At 53.5% G+C, this 19,358-nt stretch carries 8 protein-coding genes; 2 read left to right on the forward strand and 6 right to left on the reverse strand.

Annotation, left to right across the window (positions count from 1 at the left end):
• Complete coding sequence (locus tag G6Q15_RS11820) at positions 1-12,537, reverse strand: RHS repeat protein (RefSeq protein WP_164119067.1); 12,537 nt, start codon at positions 12,535-12,537, stop codon at positions 1-3.
• A gap of 264 nt (positions 12,538-12,801) precedes the next feature.
• Between G6Q15_RS11820 and G6Q15_RS11825 the strand changes: the two genes are divergently transcribed.
• The gene (locus G6Q15_RS11825; RefSeq protein ID WP_164119069.1) at positions 12,802-13,101 is read left to right on the forward strand and encodes a hypothetical protein; all 300 of its coding nucleotides are present in this window, start codon (positions 12,802-12,804) and stop codon (positions 13,099-13,101) included.
• A 38-nt stretch (positions 13,102-13,139) separates the two neighbouring features.
• On the opposite strand, the gene G6Q15_RS11830 is transcribed toward G6Q15_RS11825, so the two are convergent.
• The 5 genes from G6Q15_RS11830 to G6Q15_RS11850 all read right to left on the reverse strand — a co-directional run bounded on the left by G6Q15_RS11830 (position 13,140) and on the right by G6Q15_RS11850 (position 17,844).
• Positions 13,140-13,769 (reverse strand): DJ-1/PfpI family protein, encoded by a 630-nt coding sequence (locus G6Q15_RS11830; protein ID WP_164119071.1) that lies wholly within the window; start codon positions 13,767-13,769, stop codon positions 13,140-13,142.
• Positions 13,766-14,977, reverse strand: coding sequence for an SCO family protein (locus G6Q15_RS11835; protein ID WP_164119073.1), 1,212 nt, complete (start codon positions 14,975-14,977; stop codon positions 13,766-13,768). The genes G6Q15_RS11830 and G6Q15_RS11835 overlap by 4 nt, the downstream gene beginning before the upstream one ends.
• A complete protein-coding gene (locus tag G6Q15_RS11840; RefSeq protein ID WP_205518168.1) occupies positions 14,970-15,809 on the reverse strand; it encodes a hypothetical protein in 840 nt (279 codons plus the stop codon). Before G6Q15_RS11840 ends, G6Q15_RS11835 begins: the two co-directional genes overlap by 8 nt.
• Positions 15,810-15,856: 47 nt before the next feature.
• Positions 15,857-17,311 (reverse strand): tyrosinase family protein, encoded by a 1,455-nt coding sequence (locus tag G6Q15_RS11845; RefSeq protein ID WP_164119078.1) that lies wholly within the window; start codon positions 17,309-17,311, stop codon positions 15,857-15,859.
• A 107-nt stretch (positions 17,312-17,418) separates the two neighbouring features.
• Entirely contained in the window at positions 17,419-17,844 is a 426-nt protein-coding gene (locus tag G6Q15_RS11850) for a hypothetical protein (RefSeq protein ID WP_164119080.1), read from the reverse strand.
• 717 nt (positions 17,845-18,561) lie between these two features.
• On the opposite strand from G6Q15_RS11850, the gene G6Q15_RS11855 reads away from it, so the two are divergent.
• Positions 18,562-19,358 (forward strand): DUF262 domain-containing protein (locus G6Q15_RS11855; RefSeq protein ID WP_164119082.1); only part of this gene is annotated, 797 nt, incomplete at its 3' end.

Genomic DNA, 19,358 nt, shown 5'->3' on the forward strand with positions numbered 1-19,358 from the left:
CTACCTGTCTAACGGATTCCCTGGTGGGCGCCCATAAAGTCTTGTATATGTTTGTATGAAACGAGTTTCATATGAACGAGCATCTGCTTTTGTACCAAATGTCTGTCTTATCTCAGTAGTATAATCATTACCAGTAGCACGTTGCAATGCTCTTGCTTGTTGCTCAGCCCTGATGGAAGCACTATCACGCTTACGCAGACCTTGGGCACTTTCGCCCACCTTATACAATGACCCGTCTGGTGACCGTACTGCGTAAACATGTGTATCGCCCACATAGCTCAGCGAGTTTTTGTGGATGGGTGCCACATTCGCCCTAATCACACTCTGCCGTGATGCGCTGGTGAAGCCGCCCACACGGCCGCCGAGTGTGGGATTTATTGCTCCCTTCGGCGCAAATTTGGCAGGTCCGAGTATCTCGGCGCCATAACCAAGAACTGTCCCCGTAGCCTTGCTATAGTCGCGTATGGAACTTGTACGTGCCACATCATAGCCCCGCGCGGCATAGGTCCTTGCGGAGGTATTGTCGCGGGTGACAAAGTCGACCGCATTGCCCGCCGCGATAAACGGTGCCTTGATGGTTTGGACTGGGCGGCCGACACCGCTCACCAACGCGCCGATGCCATTGCCCACCACACCCGTAAACGCAAAGGCTGCATCGGGCACAGCATAGGCGATCTGTGTCGCATAATAGCCCGCGCTACCTGCTGTCAGGCCCGCATCAATATTGTCACGGCCATTTTCATAACGGCTCACCACATAGTCTGTACCAGACTGTATCGCCCCGCCAATCGCATCAAACAGCGGACGGGTAAACGTTGCTGTCATGCCATATTGCTGGTCAGAAGATTCAGGATTGGCGATGGCTTGCGCAGCCGCAGCACTGGCAGATGCAGGTCGTGTTGTTTCAGCCTGTGCAAGGTTCAATGCCTTGCCAGCGTCAACAGCCTGATTTTCAAGGCGCGCTATCTCGGCACGGAAGCGTTCATTGATCTCGGTTCTTGCAGAATCCGTTGTCGCATTTGCTAACGCTTCGCGCCATTTCTTCTGCAGTTCCGGGATGTCCCGCTCTGTCTGTCCCCTGATAAGTGTACTATCGCCTAAGCCAGGGATAAACTCTTTCTTGCCAGTATTTACAATCGCATGCGCGCTATAGTCGAAGAAGCCGGAACCAAAACCTAACTGGCTGAGCAGGTCGATACTACCACCGCCCTTTGACCCATAAACCACAATTTCATTCACCGCATTATCGGCATTCTGCGCCTCTGCGCTGTCCTTGACGCTCTGTCCGTCGGTTTCCCGCTGCCTGTCGGCTTCGGAGCGTGTGGCCTCGCCGGAGCGGCCTTTATTGCTGCTTATACCATCAAAGGTGGAGTATAGCCCCTCTGCAAGCAGGCCGCCTGCCAGCTGTCCCACCGCTACCGAGCCTGCGCTCGCTAGGTTCCCCCCAAACGATGTGCCGGTGAGCGCGCTTCTTGTCGCCGCGCCCGCTATGGTCGCTGCCGCTGTCGTCGCCACGCGGCTGCCCAGATTGCCAAGGCCCGCGGCATTTGCCGCGATGCCCGCCGCGCTGCCTGCGCCCGCACCGACGCCCGCCACCGCAACGCTTGTCCAGCTAAAGCTGTCCTGCAGCCCCGTGACCGTCGATATGCCCTGCACCAGTATTTCATTAAAGGCGCCGCTCGTCGCCGCCGTGATTGGATCGCCCCCTACAGGACCGCCCACCAAAGCGCGCACGCCCGCTATCCCCAGCTCCTTGAAGTTGATGCCCTTCTGGTTACCGGTAAGGTTCAGCGATATCTGACGCGCACCATCCGCTAGGACCGGCGCAATGGGCGCCAGCGGGGTCAGCGAGAACAATACATTCACCGCAGTCGCCACCACCAGCGAGAGGATCACCCCAAGGGTGCCGCACCCGTTATCCGCCTTGGGCGGCGCGGGCGTGCCCGGCGTGGTGTTGCCGATCGCTTCTGCGGGGTTATAGACCTGGAACGTGCCCGCATTGTTGTGGACGTTATGCACGCCCGATGGAATGGTGAGGCTGCGCCCTGCCGCAAGCGGCTCGGAGCCATTCAGCCCGTTCGCCTCGGCTATCTTGTACCATAGCGCCGCATCGCCCCATACCGCGGCGGCTATCTGCTGCAGGCTTTCCCCGCCCTGCACCGTATAGCTGCCCGCAGAGCCGCCCGTGGTGGCCGCGTTCATATGCACGAAGTTCGCGTCAAAGTCCGCAAAGGGCGTACCGGTGTCGGTGCCGTCGCGGAATATGCCCTCGTCATTCTCATCGGGCTGCTGCGCATCGCGCGTGTCTATCTGCGCGTCATAGTCCACATTGCCCGTGCCGTTATTGCCGACCACGCCCATCTGGCGGCCGCCAAACATATAGGTGCGGGTCGAAGGATCCGCCCCGCTCACCCATTCACGCCGGTCAACAATCTGCCCGTTCATATCGCTCGCATAGCTGATCGTGCGCGGATCATCCCCGCCCGTGATCACCACGCTGAGCAGGTGGCCGTTACTGTCATAATTGTAATTCGAGATACCCGGGTTCACCCCCGAGCTACCCTGGCTATACGCATTGTCCAGCACCACACGGTCCTGCACCGCGCCATCGCGCCAGATATAGAAATGGTCGGTGTCGGTATCCTTATAGTCCAGGTCCTCCTGCGCAGAGCCGCTATAGTTCAGCACATAGCCCGAGTTGCTCGCGCGCCAGTATTTGACCTCGCTGTCCGCCAAAGTCGCGCCGGTGGACTGGATCAGGTAGTTCGGACCATTATGGTCCGGGCTGCCAACGCCCGTGCCATCTTCGGTAAACTTGTTCGCGGTATGGCTGAACAGCCAGTAGACTGTCGAATCATGCTCGACCTGACGCGTCTTCGCTTTTTCCGCGAGCACAAGGTCGCGCGCATCATATTCTATGTCATAGCGCGAATGCACAAACGAACCCGATGAATTATATTCATCCGATTTCGTCAGGCGGCCAAGATCGTCATATGTGTTCGACACGCGCAACGTTCCACTAACGCTGTTATTGCGCACCTGCTCAAGCTGCCCGGCATCGGTATAGCTGTAATATTCCATTGCCTTGGTGCCGGTCTTTGCCGTCATGCGGCGCCCGGCCTGGTCATAGGTCATGGCCGTGCCATTCGTGCCTGCAAGGATATTGCCGCCCGAACTGATGCCCTTGGTCACCACGATACGGTTCATGACATCATAGCTGTACCACAGGTCGGGTGCAGTGATGGCGGTGGCGGAAAGGTTGCCGTTCGCATCCATGGCGCGGTAGCTGGCGCTGACCTTGCGGATATTGCCGGCCGCGTCATAAGCCCATGTCTTGTGCGCCACATCATCGCCATTGCCCGTCGGCGGGGATTCGGTATAGCTTGTCATCCGGCCCAGTGCGTCATAGGTGACGCTGCCATCCTGGAGCGTCGCGGGGCTATATTTTGTATAAACCCAGCGCGACCCGGGATTAGGATCGTTGAGATCCGGGTCAAACATCTGTTCCACCTGGAAATGTGTCGAAAGGAGTATCGGATCGGGAGTGCCTTCTACATATTCATATGTCGCCCTGTGTTCGACCAGTTTTTCCGCGGTCAGCCGGCCCAGTGCATCATATTCATAGGTGCCGACCTTGTTGCTCCAGTTGGTATTGGTCACTTCCGGGCGCCCTGCGGTCAGCTTGCTTACCTGCCCGGTATTGTAATATTCATACTGCTTGGTGGCACCGGCAAGACTGTATGTTTCCTGCGTCATTCGCCCGGCAATGTCATAAGTGTAATCGTACGTATAACCGCCCATGTCGGTGCGCGTCACCATATGGCCGAACATGTCGCTGGTGCTGGCCGCGGCATGGATGTTGCTGTTTGCCCGGTCGGCAATGGTGCTGACCGTCTGTGTCCACCCGCCGAACGTGCCCAGCCCGGTGGTGGTGGCTGCCGCGTCCCAGCTATAGCTGGTCTGCGTGTCGTCGCCCGCGAAGTTTTTCTGTGACACCACGCGGCCCTGCACGTCGTAATCGGTGGTTTCGATCTTGTCGCTGCCGGTGAAATTCGCCGAGCCATGGAACGAATTGGTGTGCGCGGTGCGCTGGCCCAGCTCGTCATAGCGGTAATAGCTGTGGAAATCGTCGGTGGTCCCGGCGCCGCGTTCCTGCGTGACCTGTGTCAACCGGCCGAGGTTGTCGAACGTCTGCGTGGTGACACGGCCGATTTCGTCGGTCATTTCGCGTGCGTCGCCAAACACGTCATATTCGGTGCTTTTCTTGCCGCCATCGGCGTTGAACGTCGTGCGGATCACCGCTTCGCCGCCGCCATAGCCCGTGCCTTCGAGGAGCAGGTAGGTGGTGCGGTTGCCGCTATTGCCGCTCACCAGCCCCACATCATCCTTTGCGCTGGCAACAAGCGGCCCCTGGCTGAGGGAATAGCCACCATTCGCGTCATCCTTGCCCAGCAGGCGCCCGGAAATGTCGTAGAAATAATCCTCTGACGGTTTCACCCAGTTGGACGTGCCGTTTTCCAGCGTGATGGAAACAACCGGGCTTTCCTTGCGCAGCACGCGGCCCATGGTGTTGTAGGTGTAGGTGGTGGTATAGCCCAGCGCATCAGTATCGCTCACCATGTCGCCAAAGGCGTTATATGCGCGGCTGGTGGTAATGGGGGCCGCCGCGGCGGAAACCGCAAGCTCACGGCCCTCCTCTATGCCCTGCACCACCTGTCCGCGCGCATCGTACAATGTATAGGTGGCGTTGACCTTTGCATTTGTCGCCGCGTCGGCATGTTCCGCTTCGTCACGTGCCTGCAAGACAGTCATAGCGGAAATATCCGTGCCCGCCGATGTCAGCGCAATGGTCTGACGCCCGTTTGCATCATAGCCGAACAGTTTCGTGACGCCATCACCGCTATTGGTGCGCCACATGCGGCCACCCGCGTCATATTCGTAAAATTCCTGATATTTCGTGGCATCGCCAATATCGGCTGTGGCGATGTTGATCCCGCGCGCCATCATTTCCCCATGCGCGTTGTAGAGCATGTGGTTGCTGTCGCCATATTCCCATCCGTTGACGGCATCATCCTGTGCCACCGACTGGAACACCACACGGCCTCGCTGGTCATAGCGGGTGGCAATCGCTTCGGTTTCCGTCGTAGTGCCGTCGCTCAATGTGCGATCATAGGATTCCTTGAGCAGCTGTCCGGCCACGTCATAGGCATAGCTGCGGACATTGCCTGCCGCATCCGTGACCGATTCAAGCCGTCCGCCCTTGCCATAGGCATAGCTGGTCACGCGGTCATTCGCCGCCGCGCCGCCCGCCTTGCCGACTTCGCTGCGCACCAGGTTGCCCAGGCCATCATAGTAATTGTCGGTCTGCTGCTGCACGTTGCCGGTTTCGCCATAAGCGGCAAAGGCCGATGTGGTGACCGATCCAAGACGGCCGGTAGCGTCATAGCCATAGTCGGTATAATCGCCCGTCGCTTCTGTCCTGTTCGTCACCTGACCCAGGCCGTTATAGGCGAAGCTGACAGTCGCCTCGTTTTCCGCATTGCTGCGCGCGTTTATTGCGCCTGTGGGGTCATTATTGCCGTCCAGCACATACTGCCATGACGCTACATCATGGCGCGTTTCGGTGAGACGCTGGCCATTTTTGTCATAGGTAAACGTTGTGACACGGTCGTTATCGCTGTCAGGGGTAACTGATGGAGGCGTTGCGCCGGGCGTTCCGGCAAATGCACCCGCAAAGCGCGTTTCAGTGAGCACGTTGCCATCACTGTCATGATCCCATTTCGTGAGGTAACCCAGCTGGTCGACCTGCGCGATCTTGCGGTCCAGGCTGTCATAATAGCTGGTGATGCTGTCACCATAGGCATCGGTCTGCTCTATGATATTGCCATTTTTGTCATAGGCATATTGTGTCGATACAGGGACGTTTTCGCCAAGAATGTAGCTAGTCTCATAACGCCCGACATCCAGGCCCTTTACGGTGCTCTGCGTCATGCGGTTCAGGCCGTCATATTCGAAAACTGTTTCGCGGTAGGTATCCGCAGTTAGCGGTGCAGGTGCGGCGGCGCCCGATGTCACCGTGATTTCGCTGTCATAAACCCGGGTAGCGGTGACATTGCCATTGGCGTCATAGCTGTTTTCACTAAGGGTGCCCTTATAGTCGCCCGGTACGGTAGTAGGTTGCGCCTCGACAGAAGCGACCTGCCGGTTCAGCGCGTCATAATAATGGAACGTACGCATGCCATTCAGCGCAACGGTTTCTATGACATTGCCGTTTGCGTCATATATCGCGGTTTCAAGCGGCACCACGTCCGCCGTTACCGTATCCAGATCTTCACCAATCACGTCCACTGCCGCATATTCGGTTTCTATGAGGCGGTCATTCAGGTCATAGCGGTACAGCGTGACACGGGCCTCTGTCAGGCCTGCCGCCTCGGTCATTTTCGTGCGGTTGCCGCGCGCGTCATATTCGAACGTGTTGGTAACCGTCGTCGCTATGACATTGCCATTGGCGCCATGGATAGTCTGCGGCAATGTCTCGCTGATCAGCAGTCCGCGATCATCATAGACGTTGGTGATCGTGCCGTTCAGCTTGTTGGTCACCGAAATACGGTTGCCATTGGCGTCAAGGGTATAGCTTTCGGTAAAGCCCAGCGCATCGGTGGTAGAGATGACACGGCCCAGATCGTCATAGGTGAAAGTGGTTGTGGCGTCATTGGCCGCATCGTCAATGGTTGCCACATCAGGCATGGTGTTTTCGTCTATGGCGCTGATATCAAACGCGGTTTCGTAGCGCGTCACGCTCGCCACATCGCCAAAGCTGTCATATCCGGTTTCGGTAGCATAGCCCTCCGCATCGACCGACAGGACCACACGGCCCAATTTGTCGTAATAATTATACGCTACATTCAGGTTCGGGTCGGTGACTTTGACCAGGTTGCCCACCGCATCATATTCATACAGCGTTTCGGCATTGCTGGTGCCATCGATTGCGCGCGTTTCGCCTGTCACGCGGTCCAGCGCATCATAGACATAGGTCATGACGGTATCGGCATCGCCCGTTTCAATATCGCTCCCGCTGCTCGGCGCACCGACAGTGGGCGGCGTGTCCGGATCTACCGTGCCGGTATAGGCAGCGGCATAGCGCGTTTCGGTGAGCACATTGCCGTTATCATCATAGGTCCAGCTGGTGAGGTAACCCTCTGCATCCAGGCTGTCTGTCAGACGGTTCAGTGCATTATAGTAATTATGGGTTACGCCGTTATTGGCATTGATGGATTTGACCAGATTGCCAGCCGCATCATAGGTAAACTGTACCTGCGCCGTGGCGCTGCCGGTCAGCGTCTGTGTCTGGCTGTCAACGCGGCCCAGCGCGTCATAGGCATAGCTGGTCACGCTGTCGGTATTGGTGTCAGAAATGACAGTGGGCGGCACGTTCAGTGCGGCGCCGCTGGTCTGCCCGGCATGGCGGGTGACGCTAAGCACCTCGTCAAGCTTGTTATATTCGGTGCTGACCGCATAGCCCTCACCATCAATGGACAGCGTCAGGCGCCCGATATCGTCATAATAGTTATAACTATTCTTGCCGTTGGCATCGACCGTCTGCACCAGGTTGCCCTGGCTGTCATAGACAAAGGAGGTCACCGCATTGATGTTGTTGTCAGTGTCAATGGGCCGTGTCTCGCTGATAAGACGTCCCAGTTCGTCATAGGCAAAACTGCTGGTGATATCGCCCGCAGCCGTAACAACATCATTTCCTGCACCTGAACCAATAGACGGCAGACTGCCATCTGCGGGTATCGCGCCTATTGCATTTTCGTAGCGTGTGACGCTCTCGACCTGTCCAAAGCCATTATAGGCCGTACCAGTGACATAGCCTTCGGTATCGACAGACAATATTTCGCGGCCAAGGTCATCATGGAAAATATGCGTCTTGTCATTATTGGCATTGGTGGTTTCGGTGAGATCACCGAAATGGGTATAGGCAAAACTGCTGGTTGCCGCATCCGCCGTTCCCGACGCGCGCGTCTGTCCGGTCAGGCGGCCAAGCTGGTCATAGCTGAAAGTAGTGACGCGGCCATTCGCATTTGTCTGGCTGATTGTCTGGCCAAAGCCGTCATAGCTGGTCGATACTTCAACCGATTGCCCACCCACTGCAGGGCTGATGGTCTTTGTAACGCGGCCAAGCACATCATATTCATGGGTGGTGACATTGCCGTTTGCGTCGGTTTCCTGCGTCAGGTTGCCAAGCCCGTCATAGGCATAGCCAAGCGTGATTTCATCCCCCGTCCCGGCAGCATGTTTTTCGCTTATGACACGGCCCGCGCCGTCATAGCCATATTCGGTGGCGCGCGCATCCGCCGTACCGAACGCCTCAGTCATGCTTTCAATCTGGCCTGAGCCATTATAGGCGTAGCTGGTGATGATGTTCTCAGCATCAGTGGTGCGGCTGACACGGCCATTGGCGTCATAGGTAAAGGCCGTTTCGGCATAGGCACTCGCGCCCAGCAGGCCTGCAATATCGGCCAGCACGGTCGTATCGGTGGCAGCAATAGCGCTGTCAAAGCGCCGCGTCCATGTCACCTGGCTTTCGACATCATATTCGTTCTGCGTGACAAAACCTTCGCCATCCACCGTGTAGATGACTTCGCTTTTTTCGTTGTAATAGGTGCGCGTGACGCGGTTTTCAGCGTTGGAGGCCTGCCCGTTGGTCCAGCTGGCCATGGTGAAGAACGTGTCGGCAGTATCCGTATCATGGACCCCGGCATAGGCCACTGCCTTGATAAGGCGTCCCGTATCGTCATAGGTAAAGCGGCTGACCTGCCCTTCAGCATCAGACGTAACAAACAGCCGCCCTGCTGCGTCATAGAAATTATAGCTGGCCCGGTCATTCACGGCATCCGCCATGGTACCCGCAACGGTCTGCATATTGTCGTAACTGTAATCACCATCGGGATATGCGGTACTCGAAACATCCGGCAGCACAGCCGCATATTGGGTCGTGCGAATCAGCCGGCCCGGCTCGTCATAGATATATTCAGTCAGCTGCCCGCCATTATTCGCGGTGAAACGCAGCTGACCCTTATTGTCATAGGTGTAGCGGATATCCCGGTCCGCCTGCGCTGTTGTGGCAAGCCCCGCCTTCAGCGTGGCAAAATCGCCGTTCAAACGGTCCGCCACCGCCGTAGCGCCCGCATAGGCGATTTCCTGTGTCATGCGGCCCGCATGGTCGTATCCGGTTTCGCTGAGATAGCCCGCACCATCCAACGTGCCAACAAGCCGTCCATCACCGTCGTAGAAATTGCGCGATATACGGTCAGCCGCATCCGCAAATGCACTGGTATCAATCGCTTCGGTCGGAAGCGTCGTTTTAAGCGCAGTCACGTCCAGAATATCATCATAGCTGACCGTTTTCAGCAGGCGGCCCGCACCATCAAATGTGAATTCGGTGACACTGCCCGCGCCGTCTATCACCTGGACCAGGCGGCCCGCATCATCATAGACATTCCACTGCCAGATATCCCCGGCATGCGCTGTACCCGGCAAAAGCGTGGTGTAATCAACATCCACCGGGTCAAAACCGCTCGCCAACGACGCTAGCTGCGTCGCATCCAGCTGTTCGTGATAGACGACTGTCGCGACAAGCCGCCCTTCTGAATCATATTTATATTCGGTAAGCGACCCGTCCGGCGCGACGTCCAGCACCTTGCGCCCCGCATCGTCATGGAAAAAGTGGGTGTGCTTGTCGAGTGAATCCGTCGCCATGCGCAATTGCCCACGGTCATTATAGGCATATTTGGACGACCTGTCATTGGCTCCGTTCACCGAACGGATCTCGTGCAAAAGCTCGCCCGCATTGTTATAAGTCGAGGTCCGCGTTAGCCCGCTCTCCAGTGTAACGACCGTCTGAATCGCAGCATCGTTGAAAACAATCGAAGTCTCGGCATTGTTGAAATCATTGGACAGCACCACGCGGCCCAGCCCGTCGTAAACAAAGGTTTCAGTATTGGTCTGCCCGACCAGGCGGCGCTCAAGCAGCTGCCCGGCCTGGTCATAGGTGTAATAGGTGGTCGAACTGTCGGCCGCGCCCCAGTTCATCGTGCCATCAGTGGTTGCTTCGCCCAGCTGGATGGTGCGCTTCACATTGCCGCGCGCGTCGAACAGGTTGTAAACCAGCTCAACCTGGCTGAGATCGCCCTGGCTGGTGCGCCAGGTGGCAACCTGCGTCAGGCTTGGCGCGTCATCATGATTGAGCACCGGTTCACCTACAGGATGCTCATAGGGATGGTCCGGGAATGTGATGACCCGCTCAAGCTCACCCGTGCCGCGGTACACATATTCGATGACATTGTTTTCCGCGCTGACGATGAAGCGCATGTGGTTTTCGCTGTCATAGACATAGCGCACGGTCGATGCCTCGTCCGCCCCCGGTTCGACCGAGGTGTCGGCATAAGGTTCGAACCAGCGCGTCTGGGTCAGCATTTCATTATTGGCGCCATAAGTGCGCGTGACGGTGTTCCCCTCCGCATCCCGCATCATAATGACATTGCCGTCCGCATCATGCGTATAGGTCGTGGTGCGACCTATGTTCTGGCCGAGCAGCAAGGCTGCATCCATCGCCACGTCCAGCGTGTCCGTACCCGTCAGCACTGCCGTATTGTTAATATCACGCACTTCTGGACGGAAGATATGCGTGTCATAGGTATCAGCAATTGCCCCAGCGGCAAAAAACATGCTGCCAACCGTATTGTCGACGCGAGAGGGATTCCATCTGTAGGAAATAGTGTTCAAACCATCAATTTTTGCACCTGTCTCCAGATCGTATACACCCCCGTGCGTACCGTCCGGCGCAGTCGCAGTCTGGTTTTTATCCAAGACATATCCAACCACCTTATACCATTTTCCGGCCGTCAGTTTTGCATCCTGATCAGCGGTGCCGATATCAATAAAATAGGGCCATTGGCTGGCAACCCCGTCCCTGTTACGAAGCATCTGTGTGTTGGTATCAGTGGTCGAGCCGGGTCCAAAGCGCAGCCTGTGTCCGGCGGGGCCATCTTCCTTTTTAAAATAATAGGTGAATTCATACGACTTGGTGTCATCGATCGTAAAGTCACCAGTCGTCGTGCCACCGCCCGCTGCCGCAGTCCCGGAATCATTACCCAGCACAAGACTTGCCGCAGGTGACTGTCCGTACGGCCCTTCCGTTTCCTCCCACTTTGTTTCAGCAAGATTCCAGCCTGCCCAGTTTGCGGTCAGACCCGTCCCGTCAGCAGGGGCACTGGCTTCGTCATCCGGCCAACCCGCAGTATCAATCTCGTTACCACCCAGTCCCGCATCGGCATGGGTCGGCGGCGGCGCGCTATCTGTTTCGGTCATACTGACCAAATTGCCGTCGGCATCATAGGTATAGCGGATTACCTGTGACAAGCTGCTGGGATCAGTTGCATCCTCCGGCGGCGCGGTCAGCTCGACCAGGCGTCCTTCGGCGTCATAACGCAGTTTCGTTTCCCCGCCTGCCGCATCGGTGACCGTGGTCACATTGTTTGCGGTGTCATAGGTGATGGTGGTCGTGCGGAATGCATTCCAGCGGGTATAATGATCAAACTGACTGACACGGTACTCCCCGTCAACGAGCGCATAGGCGATGTTAATCTTGCTTTTGTCCGATTGCGTAATCTGGCTCACCAGGCTGTCAGTCGCCGGCGGGTTCGCTCCACCGGTGCTGGTCACATAAAGATAGCTTGTCGTGTAGGTTTCACTATCGGTCGTGTCATGGGGCGTAAGGTCGGTCGTGACAGTCTTGAGCCTACCCAGATAATCATAGGTATAGGATACGCGTGTCAGCGTTTCCGGCGCATTGGCATTGGCATAATCGGTATAGCTGGTGATGACCTCGGCAATATTCTGGCTGGGCACGCTATTTACGTCTGCTTCATATGCATAGGTAACATAGCCGCCGTCCGCCGTGGTCACCGTCTCCAGACGGCCATGCATGTCATAAGCGAAGGTGAGTTTCTGATTATCGGTATCGCGGACCTCGGTTATCCGTCCGCTATTCAGGTCGTCATATTTTTCGGTGATACGGCTGTCGCCATCGGTCCAGGTCCACACATTAGACGCAAAGGTGAGCTGGTCATGCGCGCCGCCGCCTGCCTTGCTTACATAGGCGTTCTCCGTGCTGTCCCACGCATATTCAATATCGCTGCCATCCGCGCCGGTGCGGCGCACCGTACTGCCGGCCGTGTTCACCGTTCCGGTCAGGCCATGGACACGGCGATAGGTCGACTGTTGCCACTTGTCGTCATTATCACCGTCAAACCCGCCCTGCGAGTTATAGGTGCGCGAAATACCCACATCGGGCCCGCGCCCGACCAGGAATTCATCACGGTGCGATATCAGCAGGTTGCCATTCGCCGCATTGAAAAACAGCTGCTCACCCGCCCGGCCCAGTGATGACTGGCCCAGCAGTCCGCCCGCACCCAGCACGGAACCCGAACCGCCTTCAAGACCGGAACCAAGACCTGTAAATATCGCTACCATTATTCTTCCTTCAAACTCGAAGGGAGAAGGCACACCTGCCCGCTACCCACACATGAATCAGAAGAAAACGGAAATGGTTTAGGTAAATTTGCAAAAAAATTCTGCGTATCACCAATTATCGGTGCATATTGGTTATCATAACCATCAATAGCCCGCAAAACCCCGCCTGCTTTAGCTGGACCTCTGATGAAGCTAAGGCATGGGGAAATCTGACAAACACAGTGATTGCTGCATTCGCATCGGGAAAATCAAATCCAACGACACATGAATTTAGCGGTGCTGAATTGGATCGCTGAGGAAGCGGATACCGTCAATGTCAGCAGAAGGAGCTGGGTGGGTGAGATCATCTACACCTATTACAAAGAACACAAAGCGGATGAAGGCCTGCGCAAGGATGTCGAGGATATCTTGCAGCAGTCCATCTTTACCAATGTTGCTCTCGATGGTCTGCTCGCTAACCATGACGATGTAACTCTGCGCGACAAGGTACATGATGTCTATCGACGAACGCATACAGAAAACGGAAAAATTCGCGGAAGGCGGGTTTTACAATCAGAATTGTGAATGGCTGTGTTCGGGATCGAGTCCGAATAAGAATTTTGCTACCAGTTAACAGAACAAGCAGGTGCGGGAGGGAGAGTACCCATTACCGGTGGTTCGGGGAAGTATTGGGTGGTACGTTGCACGCCTACGGCAGTATCCTTGCCAAACAACAATTCAATTAACTTTAGTGATTCGTCCAATGCCGAAGATATGCCGCCGCCTGTGAGGCGGTTTCCTGAAACCACATATCGCGGATTTCCCTCTGCAACTTCAATCTCGGAGAATCGTTGTAAACATTTGACGAAAGCCCAATGTGTTGTCACCTTATGACCATCTAAAATTCCAGCTTGCGCCGCTAATAAAGCACCCTCACAAACAGAGCAAACCCAGTTAGCTTTCTCCGCTGTTTGTTTTATGTACGCCAAATAAGCTGAATCTTTATCTGACATTATTTCGCTTAGTTTTGAAGGATTGCCACCCGGAATCCACAGTATATCTAACTCCGGTAACTGACTGAAGCTTCTATCGGCAAAAAATTGAACACCATTTATTGAAGTAACCGGTGCACCATCTTCCGATACAATGTAATATTCGAGTCCATGCCTTTTAGGCACCCAGGTGAACATTTCAATTGGACCGGTAACGTCTAAAAGATTGACCTCTTCATATACAGGAATGCCGATTTTCATTGGGCAGAATCGATCTGAACGAGCTCAAAAAGAGCACCAGCAACTTTGTCGGGCTCGTTCTGTAGTCGAACAAACGAGTGTGCAACCTCACCACATCCATCAAGCACGAAAAGTTCGATCCTATGTGAAGTGACTCGTTTTTCTTCGAAACTCACTTCCAATTCCATTGACTTAACCAGTTGATCAAAGCCTTCTGAGATCCTGAACATTCTATAGTCTTCGCTGAATCTAAAATTTCTGGCTTCGCCATAGGATTTCAATGCGGTTGGCGTATCGAATTGAGCATCATATGACACGGCACACACACGAACCTTTCCTTCCAGGCCCCTTTTTTTTATTTCTTCTTGGATACGAGCGAGGTTATGAATTGTGCGGGTACACTTGTTGGGATTACCGCACCGCGTGTAGAAAAAGCCAACTACGATGGGCTTGCTGCAAAAGAAGTCATTCCATCGCAGTTGCGTGGCGTCTTGATCCTCAAGTATGACGTTCTGAGGTGGCCACTCGCCGCCCTTAGCTTGCGGTTGTGTGAGTTCCTGAATTGAGGCAGTTCTAGGCCTGTCGGACGTTCCGCAGCAGGTTCCAGTCTCGCTCTTAATAGAAGCGATACAAGCGATCAGATCGCGGTGGGCCTTGCCAGAGAGGTTGGGCTTATTATTGGCGAGTTGCTCCAGGGCAGGAAGGATTTCCCAGGCACTCGGACCAAAATGAGCTAAAGTCTGAAATATCTCGGTGAGGCCAGATGAAACCTCGGTCTGTGGCCACTCGACGCGGTAACTAAGAAAACTCACTGGCCGATCCGACTGCCATATCTGAAAAATTGCTTTAAAGAGCAATTCAACCATTCCGGGATCTGGTTGAGTCCCACCCCGCAAAGCGCATGCCGCAGCTGCGATGGAATAGGGATGAGGTGAACTCTCGAGATTTTCGCGGATGTACGGCAACGCGGCGTCAGTTAGCCCAGTTAACTCTAATGCAGCCATCGCGTAGGCGCGAAACTTAAGAACCTCATTTGCTGTACGCCCGGAATAAAGCGGATGCCCCTCCGAGAGCAGATATACCAAATCTAGAGCTCGGCCCTCCGGACGATGTTTAATGTCATCGATATACTCGACAAAGGTACCCAATGGTGTCGTTGCATCGAAGCCGTTCCTGTTGTCGCAAATTTCTGTTGGACTCGAGGGCCTGTCAAGCAATGCTTCAGTCATCGGAAGCGTTATCTTTATCAAGTAGTGTGCTCGCAGCTGATTGAAAAGACTTCGGAGCGCCCTTCCGCAATTTCTTCACCAGTTCCTTGGCCGATGTGGCGGCATTGGCGTCTTGCACGGCGGCGTTTGCGATACCGTTAACCAACCATGGTGCAAGCTTGCTGTCTGCGCCGGACGTATTGAGCATATCTTCGGCTGCGCTTAGGAACGCATCAGGATCCGCTTCGCTGACCATCTCGGGGATCATCACCCGCGCCTCAAGCGGCACACTGTCATCTTTCATCAACGATATCAGGTCTTCGCAAGCTTCTGGGTCCGAAGGCATCTGCCGAATCGCCTCGATTTGGCTTTCTTTGCTAGGTGGGTCGATCATAATCTCTCGAAGAACTGATGAAGGCAACGCTTTATCGTCTCGTCCCAGCATGGCGAGTGCGCTTGCTGTTGGTACAAGCTTCTCATTCTCCGGCTTGTCAGAGGTAACTTCCTCCAGCAATCGCTCTTGGACAATGTCATCTTTCATCGCGGCGAGCGTGGCTATCGCGCCATGCCGGAGATCTATATCGGTGGCCTCAATCTGTCCTCGAAGTGCATTCACGATCTCGGGCTGTAATCTGCGAGCTGCGGAAGAAAAGATGCTCACGGCGTTAAGCGTGCTGAGTGCGCCAGTCTTTTGCTCAGGAGTGGCATCCTTGTCGTTGATAACACCAACCAGCTCAGAAAGCTTCTCGTTACTATTGGCCAAATTGAGGATAGAATTTAAATCGTGGTCTACGGACGACCTATGCTTCTCAACTCTATCCAAGATCTTATTCCGGTAATCCGAGACACTCATCGCTTAGTCCTTTTCTCTGAATTCTTAACGCTCTTCGATACACAGACTTATGAATTTGTTCGTTCATGATCGAATGGCACATCATCATACGCAAAACCAAGATAGTTGGCGGTCAGGCGCTGTCCAAATGCATCAAGGGCATCCGAAATTGATGGCATGTTATCTCTTTGATCAAATTCTTTGCCTGTCCTAGATTTCGTGAAATTACGGCTACGCGATCCGGGAGGGCGGAGATTGTATGGCTTGGACCAAGTGTCGTCCCAAGGCCACTGCAGCGCATCCACCACCGCGTAATCCTCTGGGAAAAGACCGATAAGGTACGAAGGGGTTGTGAAAGATATCTCTCGCTTGTTCTGGTGAGGATATGTTTCGACCTCTGTGGGTAAGTCTCTATCGAAAGTAAACTGCCATTTAGCCCAAAGCCTATCAACATTGCAGTGTAAGAGGAAAAACAGCGGATCCTGTGGCGACATTGTAATGTCGTTTATGGGACCATTAAAGCTTACATGAGCCGAACCGTGAGGACGACCTTCCGACCTCGCGAATCCTCTGGGAGGGCGACGAAAGCCATATTCATTGTTATCTCCGCCTAAGGCGAGAGTTTCATCTTCTGTAATCATCCTGATTCTACCCCACCCAGGAGCAGATTCCTTGCTTGTGTCGAAAAATGCGACACGCTCTATCCCGTTCGTGTTGCCAATCTTCCAATCAGATAACCTGTTCTCGCTTGAAAACTGGGCCAGACGTCCACAGCTCGTTCCCTGAGTGAAGTTTGCAGGCGATCCTGTAGCGGGGTCAATTGCACCGAGTGGAATATGATCCGTCGCGCCTATGAAATCCTCGTCGAATAGCCTTGGGGCTGGCCTGTCAAAACGCCAATATGGCAAGGACACTGACGGGTTAACAAGTTGTAGTTGTCGCTCAAGATCAAGAAGATAGAGCCGATGCCAAGGGAGGAAGTGCGTGTCATCGTGTAGCGAATTATATGCGCCACCTACGTGCATGGCAACGAAATCAGTAACATAAATTCCTTTGCCGTATGAGTTGAGTTCAGCAAGAGCCTTTGTAAAGTCATAACGCGCATCATCGGTCATAAATTGCGCATCGCGGCGCACGCGAATCATGAAGTCGAGCCAACCTTTGATGTTCTCTAGGTTGTCGGCCCAAGCCGCCTCTATTCTTACGTCCTTACCCTCTGGGCTAGCTCCGTTGTGAAGTTTGCCCTCCTGAAACTTTCCAGCTACGAAGCATGTGGCCTCTCCATCCTCACCCAAGTCCAGTTCCAATTCATCGACCGGTTGGGAGCCGGTATCTTCTTTAAATTCCAAACGGGTATTGCTATTTGTAAGGGACTTCGATTTCAGCTTTACCTTGTTTGGCTTTCCCGAAGGATTATTGCCTTTGACCATTAACTGCACGGGAGACCATCCGATGTAGGCCCTCTGCTCACTCTTCTCTTTCGTGTCCGCATTGAACGGCCTCAGTTGGATTTCAAAACTCATGCCCACTCCTCAAGTATTTTCTCAGTTCATTGTCTCGGTCAGCCTAAATTCGGGCGACTTAAAGATGCTCAAATATCTTGTAGGTGCCCGAACCAAGAAATTGGGGACTAGCCGTCGGCCTGTTTAACCATATAGAAGGTGGCCGCATATCCAGCAGGGCTGTCGCCATGCGCAACTGTACGAATCACGGAGCCAACAATCACATCAGCCTGATCAGTTGCTCCAGGCCACTCGTGTGTTCGCTCCCCATGATAATCATACACCCAACCTTCCGTATCCGTTCCTACTACGCCGGTACCGGTCCATCGAATTCCAACTATCCCGCCAGTGTTTCTTAACAGCTCTCCTCGAAGCAGGAGTTCGTAGCCTCCACCCATATCAAGTTTGCCGTCCAGAATTTGATCATAGGCTATTTGGCCGAATGTAATAATTCCAGCGCCAAATCGGAGGTCGTTAAAAGGTTTTTGGATGTCCGGATCGTCATGCAAACTTCTGTAGGCCCATGAACCTTCATAAAACTCATATTCAGTCATTTTTATTCACTCCTAGATTTGAAACTAGATTGGACGAGAATTTTCACTTTTTGACGCGTGCCTTTTTTCGATCTGCACATACGTGGCATGTTTTCATGCAGTCTTTTGGTACCGAGCCATCATCTTGTTCGGCTGGAATTTCTATACTTATTTGGCGTATTTCATTGTTCTCACCACATATCGAGAAGGTAAGTTCCTTTGTCGAATTTTGATGGATAGGAATATTGAAGCCAACAAGGGCTAGGGAGAATATTAGATGCAACCAAAGCATCTAAATATCCCCCTTTAAAATATAAGTAGGAAGAGAAGTTTCGCGATTTTCAGAAATTTCAAAAGCACACATGTGTTCGCCCCCAACTATAATGGAATTGTTAAAGTTCAGTGCGACTCTTATTAATTTTCAAGAAAGATAACACAGTTTTTATCTTCCGTTAAGCAAAAAATTTTGCTGCAGCACAGTATTTCTCAGAGTAATCTCTTCTAAAAAATATACATGCGTTGTGATTTCATGATTTGATCGAGAAAAAACATTCGTCTCATCTTACATTTATTGCCAGACCAGTTAAACTGTTAGCGAGTATGATTCTAACAAAATACCAGTTGCCGGTTTGTTGGCGGGAAACAAGCTCAATTGAATTCCAATACAGTCGGTAAGTTATAATGAGTTGCTCGATAACCCCTGCAAGCAGCGCATGTGTGCTTAAGGAGTAGATTACAATGAAAGCCACCGAAGCAAGCCTATTGGCATTCCTCAAGAAGTCACCGCAGTTTGTGATACCAATTTATCAACGGACCTACTCGTGGACCGAGAAGGAGTGTCGACAGCTTTGGTTGGACATTATTCGAGCCGGGACGGACAATACCATTTCTGTCCATTTTATTGGCTCGATTGTCTATATTGAGGATGGCCTATCGCAGGTTTCGCATCAAGCCCCTTTGCTAGTCATAGACGGGCAGCAGAGACTAACCACCGTTACATTATTGCTAGCAGCTTTGGCGGCAGCAATTAGTGAAGACGAGCCAATTGATGGCTTTTCAGCACGTAAACTGCGTAACTATTATCTACTCAACCCAGAAGAGGAAGGAGAGCGTCATTTTAAATTGCTTTTATCTCAGACTGACAAGGACAGCCTAACTTCAATTGTCAGCCAGAAGGAACTTCATTCCGAAAAGTCCGTGCGTGTCATGGAGAACTTTGAGCTGTTTCAATCACTCATTGCTGGAATGGGGAATAATCTCGAAAAGCTATGCAAAGGTCTCGCCAAACTTGTTGTTGTGGATATTGCGCTGAGCAGGGATCAGGATAACCCTCAGCTCATTTTTGAAAGTATGAATTCGACAGGTCGAGAATTAAGTCAGGCTGATCTAATCCGAAACTTTATACTTATGGGCTTAGAACCGGGCCTTCAATCAAGCTTATATGAGCAATTTTGGAGACCCATGGAGCTGAATTTTGGGCAAGAAGCTTACAACGCCCATTTTGATAGCTTCATGCGGCATTATCTCACTGTAAA

Origin of the sequence: Sphingorhabdus sp. Alg239-R122 (assembly GCF_900537065.1) — a bacterium.
Lineage (GTDB): Bacteria > Pseudomonadota > Alphaproteobacteria > Sphingomonadales > Sphingomonadaceae > Alg239-R122.

What these genes read in the sequence shown, in the direction of transcription:
- G6Q15_RS11825 (WP_164119069.1), top strand. Translation starts at nt 12,802, where the DNA reads ATGAATTTAGCGGTGCTGAATTGGATCGCTGAGGAAGCGGATACCGTC.
- G6Q15_RS11840 (WP_205518168.1), bottom strand. Translation starts at nt 15,809, where the DNA reads ATGAGTGTCTCGGATTACCGGAATAAGATCTTGGATAGAGTTGAGAAG.
- G6Q15_RS11850 (WP_164119080.1), bottom strand. Translation starts at nt 17,844, where the DNA reads ATGACTGAATATGAGTTTTATGAAGGTTCATGGGCCTACAGAAGTTTG.
- G6Q15_RS11845 (WP_164119078.1), bottom strand. Translation starts at nt 17,311, where the DNA reads ATGAGTTTTGAAATCCAACTGAGGCCGTTCAATGCGGACACGAAAGAG.
- G6Q15_RS11820 (WP_164119067.1), bottom strand. Translation starts at nt 12,537, where the DNA reads ATGGTAGCGATATTTACAGGTCTTGGTTCCGGTCTTGAAGGCGGTTCG.
- G6Q15_RS11835 (WP_164119073.1), bottom strand. Translation starts at nt 14,977, where the DNA reads ATGACTGAAGCATTGCTTGACAGGCCCTCGAGTCCAACAGAAATTTGC.
- G6Q15_RS11830 (WP_164119071.1), bottom strand. Translation starts at nt 13,769, where the DNA reads ATGAAAATCGGCATTCCTGTATATGAAGAGGTCAATCTTTTAGACGTT.